The sequence below is a fragment of the Flavobacterium sp. CAN_S2 genome (assembly GCF_015752255.1).
GTDB lineage: Bacteria > Bacteroidota > Bacteroidia > Flavobacteriales > Flavobacteriaceae > Flavobacterium.
Genome location: NZ_JADOVA010000001.1, coordinates 1,374,753 through 1,387,816, shown reverse-complemented (window position 1 = coordinate 1,387,816; position 13,064 = coordinate 1,374,753). Strand labels below are relative to the sequence as shown.

Below are 13,064 nucleotides of genomic sequence, written 5' to 3'. Positions count from 1 at the left end.
ATAATGTATATATTGCTTGCTATTATTTGGAGCATTCTATACTTTCTAAACCAAACCAATTCATGAAAAAACTAATACTCTTATTACTCTTTTCTGTTTCCGTATTTTCACAAAAAACTGTGATTGCTTTCGATTCTCAAGTGCTTGGCGAAAGCAGAGAAATTACCATTGGGCTCCCGCCTTCTTTTGAAAAAAATCCAAATAAAAAATACCCAATTCTCGTTTTATTGGATGGCGATTATCTGTTTGAACCTTTCTATGGCGCTTTAAATTATGGTGCATATTGGGATGATTTACCAGAAACCATTATCGTTGGCATCAGCCAAAACAAAAACAACGAACGATATGACGACTGCAATTATGACGAAGCTGATGGCGTTCCTTCTGGAAAAGGCGCGAAATTTTTTGAATTTATTGGAGCGGAGTTACTACCCTACATAGAAAAGAAATATCCTGTTGCCCCTTTCCGAATTATCGCCGGTCATGATACAACTGCTGGTTTTTTGAACTTTTTTCTGTACAAAGACAAACCTATTTTTAATGCCTATATTTCATTGAGTCCAGAACTTGCGCCTGATATGGAAAACCGCATTCCGGAGCAACTTTCAAAACTCAAACAACCTATTTTTTATTATCAGTCAAATGGTGATGGTGATGTAAAAAAACTGCAAACATCTATCAAGCAATTAGACAGCAATATAAAACAAGTTACCAATCCATTACTGAATTACAAGTTTGATAACTTCAAAGGCGCATCTCATTATTCGCTGGTTCTATATTCGATTCCAAATGCTTTGTACCAATTTTTCGATACGTACAAACCCATTTCTTCAACTGAATATTCGGAGAAAATTGTCATTCTTCAATCCGGATATGTAGATTACCTAACTAACAAATACGATGTGTTATCTAAAAACTTAGGTTTAAAAATTCCCATTCGCGTTAATGATTTCAAAGCCATAGAAGCTGCAATTCTTAAAAACAAAGCGTATTCAGAACTTGATAAATTAGCTGAAATTGCTAATAAAAATTATCCAAAATCAATGCTTGCCGATTATGAATTGGGTTTAATGTATGAAAAAACGGGTGACATGAAAAAAGCAGCAAAACGATACCAAACTGCTTCCCAACTAGAAGAAATTGGCGACCTTACAAAAAACATGATGATGGAGAAATATGATAATATGATCAGTCAAACACCAAAAAAATAATGTCAAAAGTAAAAACAACTTTTTTTTGCCAAAACTGTGGCGCACAATATGCAAAATGGCAAGGACAATGCAATTCTTGTAAAGAATGGAACACCATTGCAGAGGAAATCATCCAAAAACAAGAAAAAGTAGCTTGGAAGAGCGAACCAACTTCCAGTAATAAAGCACCAAAACCGTTACGAATAAACGAAATTAATTCGGCTCAAGAAATCCGAATGGATACTACAGATGCAGAACTTAATCGCGTGTTGGGTGGTGGAATAGTTCCCGGATCTTTGATTCTTTTAGGCGGTGAACCCGGCATTGGAAAAAGTACGCTATTACTGCAAATTTCTTTAAAGTTACCTTATAAAACCTTATATGTTTCGGGCGAGGAAAGTCAGAAACAAATAAAAATGCGTGCCGAAAGAATCACGCCAAGCGGAGACAATTGCTATATCCTGACCGAAACCAAAACACAAAATATTTTCAAACAAATTGAAGCTATTGAACCCGAAATCGTCATTATCGATTCTATACAAACACTTCATACGGATTATATAGAATCCACTCCCGGAAGTATTTCTCAAATCCGGGAAACCACCGCGGAACTAATCAAATTTGCCAAAGAAACCAATATTCCCGTGATTCTGATTGGTCATATTACCAAAGACGGAAACATAGCAGGACCAAAAATATTGGAACACATGGTGGACACCGTTTTACAATTTGAAGGGGACAGAAACCACGTATACCGCATTTTACGTTCTTTAAAAAACCGTTTTGGTTCCACTGCCGAAATTGGGATTTATGAAATGCTGGGTAATGGTTTACGAGAAGTTTCGAATCCATCCGAAATATTAATTTCACACAAAGACGAGGAATTATCCGGAACCGCGATTGCCTCCACTTTAGAAGGCATGCGTCCGTTGATGATTGAAATACAAGCGTTGGTGAGTACCGCAGTTTATGGAACGCCGCAACGAAGCACCACGGGTTATAATGCCAAAAGACTCAATATGATTCTGGCTGTTTTAGAGAAAAGAGCCGGTTTCAGGCTTGGCGCCAAAGACGTTTTCCTGAACATAACCGGAGGAATTTCAGTAGATGATCCTGCGATAGATTTAGCTGTTGTAGCCGCCATTTTATCCTCGAATGAAGATATTGCGGTCAATAAAGATTTCTGTTTTGCCGGCGAAGTGGGACTTTCAGGCGAAATACGTCCTGTAAACCGTGTGGACCAACGCATTCAGGAGGCAGAAAAATTAGGTTTTTCGACCATTTTTGTTTCCAAATACAATAAAATTGCGTTGAAAAATACCGGAATCAAAATCCGATTGGTAGCGAAAATTGAAGATGTGGCGAGTGAATTGTTTGGCTGATATTTAAAATAACATTCCTTTTTAAAGGTTCATTGCTTCAAGAAATTACGCTTGCTTGGTGAATGAAGTATAAGCTTTAGTTTTAGATTTGTTTAGTGCAGAGATTACGAGTATGGGCTATAGGGTTTAATAAATATCATCTTTTATTTTACTATTGTAAAATTTTATTCCTTACTAATTGCTGGTATTGGTGATAAATAATTTAGAAAAAAAATAAAGGCAAATTACACTGTTACAGAAAAATGTAATGAATAAATATTGCTCCTTAATAAGGGAACAGTAAACTAAAAAAAAATAATCATACTGAAATTAATAGTAGACAAAGTAATACATAAAAATATGAAGACTCTAGAAAACGATTATGAAATAGATCGCATAAAAGCGCTGATGGAGTTCGACATTATGGACACTCTTCCGGAAAAAATGTTTGATGATATAACAAAAATTGCTTCCTCAATTTGTAATACTCCAATTTCCATAATCAATTTTATTGATAGTGAGCGTCAGTATTTCAAGTCAAATTTAGGACTTGGGGAAGGTGAACCGGCACCATTGGAGCATTCTTTTTGCGCGCACGCAATTGCGAGTCCTCAGTCGCATTTCGAAGTTACAGACACACGAGACAATCCTATATTTGCATCGAATCCGTTAGTAACGGGCGACCCTAATATCGTTTTTTATTATGGTATTCCACTCGTTACTTCCGAAGGTTTTGCTTTAGGTTCATTGTGCGTTATAGACCATAAGCCCGGTAAATTATCCACAGCACAAACTGAAGCACTGCAAAGTTTATCAAATCAGGTAATGTTTTTATTAGATCTTAGAAAGAAAAATAAACTGTTAGTCTCTTATCAGCAAAAATTACAGGAATACTCTTCAAACATGGAAGCTTTTTCGGCAATGGCATCACATGATTTGAAGCAACCGTTGGGTTCTGTTCAAGCAGCGCTAAAAATTATCAAGGTGAAACACGAGGACTTATGGGACGATACCGACCAAACATTCTTTAAATTAATCAACAACACCACTACGAGAATGAAACTTTTGATACATGATTTACTGGATTATGCTAAAGGAGGTTTTATTACTAAAGAGTATGAGTCCATCAATGTAAACTTATTGATTACATCTATTTTTGAAGAACTAACTGAAAATATCGATGGCCACAAGCCAGAAATTACTATTGACACAATGCCGGTAATAAAAAGTTCACGTACGGCACTGATCGTATTATTCAAAAATATATTGAGTAATGCCTTAAAATATCAAATAAAAGGAACACGCACACAATTGAATGTAAAGCTCGAAGAATCGAACTCTATCTTTACTTTTTCAATAGAAGATAACGGAATAGGCATAAAACCAGAATATCTTAAAACTATTTTTGAACCATTCAAACGTTTACATAATCAAGAAGAGTTTGACGGTAGCGGCTTAGGTTTAGCCTCTTGCAAAAAGATAGTTGAAAAACTAAATGGAGAAATTTGGGCAACATCAGAATTAAATAAAGGGACCACAATCCACTTTACAATAAAACAAAACAAATTATAAGAAAAAATATTATACAACCACAACACAAAACCCGACCGCACGGGCATATTAACACAACCATAGCGAAGATCTGCAATCCATTCCCATTACAGTCAGCACATAACATAAAATAGTTATAAAGTAAAATGAAATCGTATCCAGAACATTTACAAATCGTCAATACCTTTCATGAACTTGGAGAAACCATTGCTGCTGCCCAGTTTTTATTTGAAGAATATAGTTTAGAAAACCCCAATTTCAAAGGTTTTGAATTAAGGGAAAAAGCCAAACCGGAATTTATCCTAATGACTACCGAAGGCGCGTTTGGCGAACCTCAAATCATCCGTATTCCTGAAAACACTTTCGAATATCCGCTGCATTTAATGCTCAATCTACTGATGCATGAAATGATTCACGTGAGTCAGAAAACGAAAGAAAACTTAATTGAAGACAAAAACGAAAGGGAATGGCAAGCGTATTATGAAATGCTTTTTCATAAAAAATTTCCTCAAATTCCTGAACTTCCGGATTTCAACAAACGCTTCTTTGCAAAAAAAGCGTTGGAATACTACAACAGAATGGGCGAAGGTTCTGAACTTCAATTAAAATACGCCACTCAAAAACTGGAAACAGATAATCTACTATCGTTTCTGGATACAAAAACGAGATAAATCTTTTTCACAACCTTAGCTTCCTTTAACTATTTCTTATTTTAAATAAAAATAAAAAAAATCAAGAAAGACATTCATTATTTTCGTAACTTTATGTTTAACAACGTCTTACGAAAAAAAATGAAACCCTCACACCAAACTATGACTCATTTATACGAACACTTAGGCAAAGTGTTCTACTCAATTGCGGCCATAGACAAAACCATTCGTAAAGAAGAAATCGATAAACTGAAACAAATAATAAAGACGGAATGGCTTCCGCTGGAAAATAGTTTTAATGAATTTGGTGATGACACTGCTTATGAAATCGAAATTGTTTTTGACTGGCTTGTTGCCAATGAATGGGAATTGGAACAAGTAATGCCCGACTTTAAAATTTTCAGAACAGAACATCCACACTTATTCACTCCAGAAATTAATTCCCTTATTCTAAAAACAGCCAATGCCGTAGCTTCATCATTTTCAGGAAAAAACAAATCAGAACACGTTTTAATAAGTCAACTAAGCGCGATTCTTTTGCAATAAAACCGCATAAAACAATCTACTTTAATTTTAAAACAACAAAGACATGAAAAGACAAACTGGCATTTGGATAGATTCTTCAAAAGCAATAATTGTTGCTCTTGATGGTGATACAGAAAAAATTACCGAAATAGATTCTGAGGTTGAAAACAGTGTACATCATAATGACGAAGGTAATAAAGGAACTTTCTCAGGAGTTCATCATGGAAATAGCGATAAAAAATTCGACGACCGAAAAAAACAAGAGCTGGATTATTTTATAAAATCAGTGCTGTCGTACGTCAAAAAATCGGATGAACTTATTGTTTTTGGTCCGGCACAAACCAAAACGAAACTGGAACAAAAATTAATAACGGATCATTTAATTGAACCGGGGAAACTAAAAGCGGTAGAAACCGCGGACAAAATGACGTTAAATCAAATTGTAGAAAAAGTCCGTAGGTTCTACAATCCTTATGAATATAAAGAACCAAAGCCAAAAAGCTAATTTACCGCAACAAAAAAGTTTAGAAACTACAGCACTATTTAAGTTGTAGTTTTTTTATGTTTACAATGGAACGTAATTATATTATTCATCAAAATTCTAAAGAAAACTATAAAAAACTTTCCTTTAGTAATATTTTGCTTTTCTTTATAGACGAGATTCTAAACTCCATTTATTTTAGATTTTATCAAGTATCCAAATCATTTATGAGAACCGGAAAACAAAAAATAATCCTTGTTGCGAAAATACTTTTTGTATTATTTGCCATCATGATTATTGCTTTTTATATATTTCGTGATGCCGTTTTACAACAAACCATCGCTAAGGTATCACACGAAATGGAAGTAGATTACAATAGTACTTTTTCAATAAAAAAAGCATCTTTTGACGGATTATCGGGCTTGAATCTTACCGAAATAATTCTGGTTCCAAAAAATGCAGACACTCTTTTTAAAATTCAAAAACTAAAAACCAGTGTCAATTTATGGAAATTAATCACCGGCGACTTGCAACTTGGAACTTTAGAAATGCAGAATGGTTTTGTCCAATTTGTAAAAAAAGGAAAGTCGGGAAATTATGATGCATTTCTAAAAAAAGACAATCAAACAGAAATTCGTGACGAAAAAAGAAACTACGCTCAGTTTGCCTACAGAATTATTTCAAAAGCGCTGAATTTAGTCCCAACGGATATGATTCTGGACAATCTTTCTTTTCGATTTGATGATAACGCAAAGAAAGCAACTGTCAATTTCCAAAAATTACGATTGATCAATAAACAACTCGAAACTTCAATAAAAGTTCAAACCAATACGATTTCACAACGATGGAAAATTAAAGGATTTGCCGACCCAAGAAACAAAAAAGCAGATATTCGCTTTGTAAATATTGATACAGGTGCCATCCAAATGCCGTATTTAGACGAGCGTTTCAACCTGAAATCAAGCTTTGACTCGATTCGATTGAACATTCAAAACATCGATAAAGACGGTGACGAACTGCATATTGATGGATTTATGGCTATTGCCAATTTAAAAATCAATCATCCAAAAATTGCCAGTAAAGATGTACTATTAAAAAACGCCAAATTTGATTACCGATTTTTATTGGGTTCAGATTTTATTTCTATTGACAGCAGTTCAACAGTTCAGTTGAATAAGATAAAATTTCATCCTTACGTAGCGTACGAAACGGAAAAAGATACGGTTTACAAACTCAAGGTCAATATTCCAAAAATGAACGCGCAGGATTTCATTACTTCGCTTCCTGAAGGTTTATTTACGCACTTTCAGGGAATGGAAGCCAGCGGTACTTTTGATTACAAATTGGATTTTGCCTTCAACCAAAACAAACCGAATCAGTTAGTTTTTGACAGTAAATTGAAAAAAGAAAATCTAAAAATTACAAAATACGGCGAAGCCAATCTCAACAAACTTAATGGCGAATTTGTCTATCGTGCCATTATCAAAAATGTGTTGCAACGTCCGATTTTGGTTGGTTCTGCCAATCCAAATTACACGCCATTAGACCAAATTTCCCCGTATTTAAGAAAATCGGTTTTGACTACAGAAGATCCATCTTTCTTTTCGCACCGTGGTTTTATCACCGAAGCATTCAAACAATCCATCGTGAAAAACATCCGAACTAAAAAATTCTCCCGAGGTGCCAGTACCATCAGCATGCAATTGGTAAAAAATGCTTTTCTGAGTCGGGAAAAAACAGTTTCGCGCAAACTGGAAGAAATTTTATTGGTTTACATTCTGGAAAATAACAGGATTGTGAGTAAGGAACGCATGCTCGAAGTGTATTTTAATATTATCGAATGGGGTCCAAATGTATATGGAATTGGTGAAGCAAGTCGGTTTTATTTCCAAAAAACACCTTCGGAATTATCGCTAAATGAATGCTTGTATCTTGCCCGAATTATCCCGAGTCCTAAAAAATTCATGTATCAGTTCAACGATCAGGGAATGTTGAAAGATTTTGCAATAAAACAAGAGTCGTTCCTAACCAATATTATGTTTCGAAGAGGACTTTTAACTCCAGAAGACACTATTTACAAGTCCTTACCCATACTGATTTCAGGACCTGCAAAATCTTTTATCAAATTTAAAGTACAAGATTCAACGTTAATAAAAGTAGACTCTTTAGCCGTTGACGAGGAATTTGATCTTTAATTCTTAAAAAACAACCCAGTCAGAGTTTAGAAATCTGACTGGGTTTCTTACTTTACGGTGCCGGGTCAGGAATAACAGCTTGAACTTCATCAATCGCTTTTAGAATTTCATCCGAAAGTGTAACCTGAATCGTATCAATATTTTCTTTTAATTGTTCCAAAGTGGTAGCCCCAATAATTGTGCTCGTTACAAACGGCTGTTGTTCTATAAATGCCAAAGACAGTTCAGTTAAGGTCAGTCCATTTTTCTTGGCTATTTCTTGATACAAACGTGTAGCTTCAGTACTTTGTGCACTGTTGTATCTGGAATACTGCGGAAACAATTTGATTCTGGCATTTGGATGCGCTTCACCAGTTAGGAATTTACCGGACAAAACCCCAAAAGCCATCGGCGAATAGGCCAATAAACCTACATTTTCTCTCAGGCAAACTTCAGCAGAACCGTTTTCAAAAAGTCGGTTTAATAGAGAATATGGATTTTGAATGGTTTTTACTCTTGGCAGATTGTTGTATTTACTTTCCTCCAGAAAACGCATGATTCCCCAAGGATTTTCATTTGAAAGTCCGATGTGTTTGATTTTTCCTTCTTTAACAAAACCGTCCAATGTTGCCAATACATCGTGAATGTTATCTTCCCAAGCATCATCCTGTACTTTGAAACCTCGTTGTCCAAAATAATTGGTTTTGCGTTCTGGCCAATGCAATTGATAAACATCAATATAATCTGTTTGTAAGCGCTGTAAACTATTATCCAATGTAAACTTGATACTGGCTGGTGAGAAATCTAACTTTTCTCTCATATATCCAAAATTCGGATTAGGTCCGGCAATTTTCGATGCCAAAACTATTTCTTCTCTCTTTCCTGTTTTTTTAAACCAAGTTCCAAGGATTTTCTCAGTGCTCCCGTAGGTTTCCTGACGCGCCGGAACCGAATACATTTCGGCAGTATCAAAGAAATTAACTCCATTTTCTAAAGCATAATCCATTTGGGCATGTCCATCAGCTTCTGTGTTTTGTTGTCCAAAAGTCATGGTTCCAAGGCAAATCTTGCTGACTTTTATATCAGTATTCGGTAACGTTGTGTATTTCATAATTAAGAAAGTTGCATTGTATTTTTTGTAAACAAAGATAAAATTAGTTTGTGGTTACTATTTAGTGTTAACAGAAAATTGAGAAACGTTTACAAGATATTCAAAAAATACAACCGCAAATTTGCGAATTTAAAATTCTTCTATCAAAAGATAAAATTAGCGAATTAGCGGTAAAAGAAAAGGTCCAAAGTAATACTTTGAACCTTTCTATCTTTGAAACTTTGAACCTTAATTAATCTCATTTAACATTTCCGCAATTTCGTCTAATCTTGGCGTTAGAATGATTTCAATTCTACGATTTTTAGCTTTTCCTTCGGCTGTTGCATTGCTTACTAATGGGGAGAATTCTCCTCTTCCTGCCGCAGTAAGATTTTGCTTGTTGATTTTTTTGTTTTCACTCAAAATAGCAACTATTGCCGTGGCTCTTTTGGTTGATAAATCCCAATTATCGGCAATTGGTCCAGAAGCTGTAAACGCATCATCATCCGTATGACCTTCGATCAGTACTGATATGTCTGGGTTGTCACCCAAAACTTTTGCCAATTCTACAACTGCTTTTTTTCCTTCGGAACCTACCGCCCAACTTCCCGAATTGAAAAGTAGTTTGTTCTCCATAGAAACATACACTTTTCCGTTTTTTTGCTCTACTGTCAACCCTTTTCCTTCAAAACTGTTCAGGGCTTTAGACAAGGTTTCTTTTAGTTTTTTCATGCTGGCTTCTTTAGCAGCAATCAAATCTTCTAATTCCTGTAAACGTTGTGCGCTTTTGCTCAATCGGTCTTGTTCTAGTGCCAATGCTTTTCCTTTTTCGTCTAATTGCTCCAGCAAATCACGATTTTTCTTCATGTTGCTTTGCAAAGCATCACCGCTATTTTTTTCTAAAGCGGCGTAGGAGTCCTGCAGGACTTTGAATTTATTTTGCGCTGCGACGTAATCTGCTTTCAATTTATCCAATTCCGCTTTGGATTTACTCAAATCATTTTTCAAACCGTCGCGGTCTAATTCTAATTGGTTTTTAGCTTTCAGCAAATCGGCATTTTCGTCTGCTAAATTTCTGTTTTCTTTTTTGGAATCGGCATATTTACTTTCTAAATCATTGTATATTTTCTTGGATACACAAGAAGTTGAAAGCGCCAGAATTAATAATCCGATGGAAACTCTTTTAATCATTTTGTTGGTATTTATATTGTTTCTAATGTTGTTTTGAATACAAAAATTCAAAATGTATTCGAATGAGCCCAATATTGGTGAAAATCCTTTTCTCCAGTTTTTTAACGAGAGAAAAGATTGTAATCTCGTCTTTAGTACGAGACGGGAAATAGCTCCTGAAAACGTTATTCTATTTCTACCAAAATCGGGCAATGGTCTGAATGCACGGCATCTGATAAAATAACGGCTCTTTTCAATTTATGTTTTAAAGAATCGCTGACTAAATTGTAATCGATGCGCCAACCTTTGTTGTTTCCTCTGGCTCCGGCGCGGTAACTCCACCATGTATATTGGTGCGGCTCACTGTTGAAATGGCGAAAACTATCCACAAATCCGGACTTCATGAATCCGTCGAGCCAAGTTCTTTCCTGTGGTAAAAATCCAGAAACATTTTTGTTTCGGACAGGATCGTGAATGTCGATTGCCTCATGGCAAATGTTGTAATCCCCGCAAATAATTAGGTTTGGTGTTTCTTTTTTGAGTTCGTCAATGTAGTTTTGAAAATCGTCCATAAACGTGAATTTATGGTCCAATCGATCGATATTTGTCCCCGATGGCAAGTACAAACTCATTACAGAAAATCCATCAAAATCAGCGCGGAGGTTTCTTCCCTCAAAATCCATGTGATGAATTCCCGTGCCATGAACGACATTATTGGGTTTGATCTTAGAAAGTATAGCCACTCCGCTATACCCTTTTTTGGTTGCAGAATAATAATATTGATACGGATATCCCGCTTTTGCAATATCTTCGACCGGAATTTGATCTTCGGTTGCTTTAATTTCCTGAAGACAAATAATATCGGGATTTGCGTGTTGCAACCAGTCGATAAATCCTTTAGAAATGGCTGCTCTGATTCCGTTTACGTTGTATGAAATTATTCTCATTAAAGTATTTTTTGATTTCCAAATGTAACAAAAAAGTAGAAGTTTGATGGAGAAAAATAGAGAAAATGGAGTTTTTTGCTATCTTTGTTTCTTGCTCTAAAAAAACAAAAAATACATGGGTTTAGTAACCGCGAAAGAAGTTGCAAAAGCAATAAATGCTGATAAGTACGGGGTTTTAGGTACTTTTTCCGGCTGGATGCTGATGAAGGTGCTAAAAATCTCCACTTTAAACAAAGTATACGATAGAAATAAACATTTAACGGAAGTTGATTTCCTGAATGGCATTCTTGATGATTTACAAATAAAATTCGAAATTCCCGAAGAGGATTTAAAACGTTTGCCAAAGGAAGGTGCTTATATCACGATTTCAAATCATCCATTGGGAGGAATTGATGGGGTTTTGTTATTGAAATTGATGCTGGAAAGAGAACCAAATTTCAAAATTATCGCCAATTTTCTTTTGCATCGCATTGAGCCGCTCAAGAAATACATCATGCCGGTAAATCCTTTTGAAAATCACAAGGATACAAAATCGAGTGTGGTAGGATTAAAAGAAACGTTTCGTCATTTGAGTGATGGCAAACCGTTAGGTATTTTCCCTGCAGGTGAAGTTTCTACTTACAAAGACGGGAAATTAATGGTGGATAAACCTTGGGAAGAAGGCGCCATCAAAGTCATTAGAAAAGCCCAAGTTCCTGTTGTTCCAATCTATTTTCACGCTAAAAACAGTCGGTTATTTTATTTGCTTTCTAAAATTAGCGGGACTTTTAGAACGGCAAAACTGCCGTCGGAAGTGTTTAGTCAAAAACATCGTGTGATTAAAGTGCGCATTGGAAAACCAATTTCAGTAAGCGAACAAAACGAGCACAAGACTCTAGAGGAATACTCTGAATTTCTAAGAAAAAAAACATACATGTTGGCCAATCCTTTCGAGAAAGAAATTCCTTTTTTGCCAACGCCTACTTTAAAAATTCCTAAAAGCCCAAAAACAATTGTCACTGCTGCCAGTCAAGACAAAATGACCAAAGAAGTGGATGCTTTGCGAAGTACAGATTGTCGCCTTTTACAAAGTAAAAATTACGAAGTGTTTCTTGCAGAAGCAAAAAAAATACCAAATATCCTTCATGAAATAGGCCGTCTTCGAGAAATAACTTTTAGAGAAGTAGGCGAAGGAACGAATGAATCTATTGATTTAGACAAGCACGATCAATATTACCATCACTTATTTTTATGGGATAATGAAGCTAATAAAATTGCTGGTGCGTACCGAATGGGATTGGGTTCAGAAATTTATCCAAAATATGGTATAAATGGTTTTTACCTCAACGATTTATTCCGATTTGAACCAGAATTGCATGATATGATGCACAAATCCATAGAAATGGGAAGAGCTTTTATCATCAAAGAATACCAGCAGAAACCAATGCCGCTTTTCCTGCTTTGGAAAGGAATTATGCACACAACTTTACGTTATCCAGAACATAAATTTTTATTGGGCGGCGTTAGTATCAGCAATCAATTTTCAGATTTTTCTAAATCGCTGATGATTGAATTCATGAAATCCAATTATTACGATCCATATATTGCACAATACATTCACCCGAAGAAAGCGTATAAAGTTAAACTAAAAGATGCCGATAAGGATTTCATTTTTGATGAAGCCGAATCCGATTTGAATAAGTTTGATAAAATTATAGATGAACTGGAACCGGGAAGTTTGCGTTTACCCGTTTTGATTAAAAAATACATCAAACAGAATGCAAAAGTAGTAGCGTTTAATGTAGATCCGCTTTTTAATAATGCCGTTGACGGATTAATGTACATCCGAATTGCAGATATTCCGGAAAGCACCATGAAACCCGTAATGGAAGAGTTTCAGAAAGAACTAGAACGAAAATTAGCAGATAAAGAAGATTAATTTCAGC

11 protein-coding genes are annotated in these 13,064 nt (G+C 35.4%); 8 read left to right on the top strand and 3 right to left on the bottom strand.

The annotated features are described in order from the left end of the window. Nucleotides 1–62: 62 nt before the first annotated feature. The 7 genes from IWX80_RS06300 to IWX80_RS06270 all read left to right on the top strand — a co-directional run bounded on the left by IWX80_RS06300 (nt 63) and on the right by IWX80_RS06270 (nt 7,953). Entirely contained in the window at nt 63–1,211 is a 1,149-nt protein-coding gene (locus tag IWX80_RS06300; RefSeq protein WP_196852636.1) for an alpha/beta hydrolase, read from the top strand. Further along, nucleotides 1,211–2,572: a DNA repair protein RadA gene (radA, locus tag IWX80_RS06295; protein WP_196852634.1), complete on the top strand. Its 1,362-nt coding sequence runs from the start codon at nt 1,211–1,213 to the stop codon at nt 2,570–2,572. The genes IWX80_RS06300 and radA overlap by 1 nt, the downstream gene beginning before the upstream one ends. 339 nt (nt 2,573–2,911) lie before the next feature. Next, nucleotides 2,912–4,123, top strand: a complete 1,212-nt coding sequence (locus IWX80_RS06290; RefSeq protein WP_196852633.1) for a GAF domain-containing sensor histidine kinase — start codon at nt 2,912–2,914, stop codon at nt 4,121–4,123. A gap of 125 nt (nt 4,124–4,248) precedes the next feature. Next, nucleotides 4,249–4,773 carry a hypothetical protein gene (locus tag IWX80_RS06285; RefSeq protein ID WP_196852631.1) on the top strand — a complete coding sequence of 175 codons (525 nt, stop codon included), beginning with the start codon at nt 4,249–4,251 and terminating at the stop codon, nt 4,771–4,773. Nucleotides 4,774–4,893: 120 nt separating this feature from the next. Then, the gene (locus IWX80_RS06280; protein WP_334682244.1) at nt 4,894–5,298 is read left to right on the top strand and encodes a hypothetical protein; all 405 of its coding nucleotides are present in this window, start codon (nt 4,894–4,896) and stop codon (nt 5,296–5,298) included. 43 nt (nt 5,299–5,341) lie between these two features. Further along, nucleotides 5,342–5,782, top strand: a complete 441-nt coding sequence (locus tag IWX80_RS06275; protein WP_196852629.1) for a hypothetical protein — start codon at nt 5,342–5,344, stop codon at nt 5,780–5,782. Between the two features lie 203 nt (nt 5,783–5,985). Next, nucleotides 5,986–7,953 (top strand): transglycosylase domain-containing protein, encoded by a 1,968-nt coding sequence (locus IWX80_RS06270; RefSeq protein ID WP_196852959.1) that lies wholly within the window; start codon nt 5,986–5,988, stop codon nt 7,951–7,953. A 52-nt stretch (nt 7,954–8,005) separates the two neighbouring features. On the opposite strand, the gene IWX80_RS06265 is transcribed toward IWX80_RS06270, so the two are convergent. From IWX80_RS06265 to IWX80_RS06255, 3 genes are all read right to left on the bottom strand, one after another. Next, nucleotides 8,006–9,043 (bottom strand): aldo/keto reductase, encoded by a 1,038-nt coding sequence (locus IWX80_RS06265; RefSeq protein WP_196852628.1) that lies wholly within the window; start codon nt 9,041–9,043, stop codon nt 8,006–8,008. A gap of 228 nt (nt 9,044–9,271) precedes the next feature. After that, nucleotides 9,272–10,213, bottom strand: a complete 942-nt coding sequence (locus tag IWX80_RS06260; RefSeq protein ID WP_196852627.1) for an OmpA/MotB family protein — start codon at nt 10,211–10,213, stop codon at nt 9,272–9,274. Nucleotides 10,214–10,377: 164 nt separating this feature from the next. Then, complete coding sequence (locus IWX80_RS06255) at nt 10,378–11,139, bottom strand: exodeoxyribonuclease III (protein WP_196852626.1); 762 nt, start codon at nt 11,137–11,139, stop codon at nt 10,378–10,380. Nucleotides 11,140–11,254: 115 nt separating this feature from the next. Between IWX80_RS06255 and IWX80_RS06250 the strand changes: the two genes are divergently transcribed. Next, a complete protein-coding gene (locus IWX80_RS06250; RefSeq protein ID WP_113635995.1) occupies nt 11,255–13,057 on the top strand; it encodes a GNAT family N-acyltransferase in 1,803 nt (600 codons plus the stop codon). Nucleotides 13,058–13,064 lie beyond the last annotated feature (7 nt).

Bases quoted from the DNA above. Each gene is read 5' to 3' on its own strand.
- IWX80_RS06265 (WP_196852628.1), bottom strand. From the start codon at position 9,043: ATGAAATACACAACGTTACCGAATACTGATATAAAAGTCAGCAAGATT.
- radA (WP_196852634.1), top strand. From the start codon at position 1,211: ATGTCAAAAGTAAAAACAACTTTTTTTTGCCAAAACTGTGGCGCACAA.
- IWX80_RS06280 (WP_334682244.1), top strand. From the start codon at position 4,894: ATGAAACCCTCACACCAAACTATGACTCATTTATACGAACACTTAGGC.
- IWX80_RS06270 (WP_196852959.1), top strand. From the start codon at position 5,986: ATGAGAACCGGAAAACAAAAAATAATCCTTGTTGCGAAAATACTTTTT.
- IWX80_RS06260 (WP_196852627.1), bottom strand. From the start codon at position 10,213: ATGATTAAAAGAGTTTCCATCGGATTATTAATTCTGGCGCTTTCAACT.
- IWX80_RS06250 (WP_113635995.1), top strand. From the start codon at position 11,255: ATGGGTTTAGTAACCGCGAAAGAAGTTGCAAAAGCAATAAATGCTGAT.
- IWX80_RS06290 (WP_196852633.1), top strand. From the start codon at position 2,912: ATGAAGACTCTAGAAAACGATTATGAAATAGATCGCATAAAAGCGCTG.
- IWX80_RS06275 (WP_196852629.1), top strand. From the start codon at position 5,342: ATGAAAAGACAAACTGGCATTTGGATAGATTCTTCAAAAGCAATAATT.
- IWX80_RS06300 (WP_196852636.1), top strand. From the start codon at position 63: ATGAAAAAACTAATACTCTTATTACTCTTTTCTGTTTCCGTATTTTCA.
- IWX80_RS06285 (WP_196852631.1), top strand. From the start codon at position 4,249: ATGAAATCGTATCCAGAACATTTACAAATCGTCAATACCTTTCATGAA.
- IWX80_RS06255 (WP_196852626.1), bottom strand. From the start codon at position 11,139: ATGAGAATAATTTCATACAACGTAAACGGAATCAGAGCAGCCATTTCT.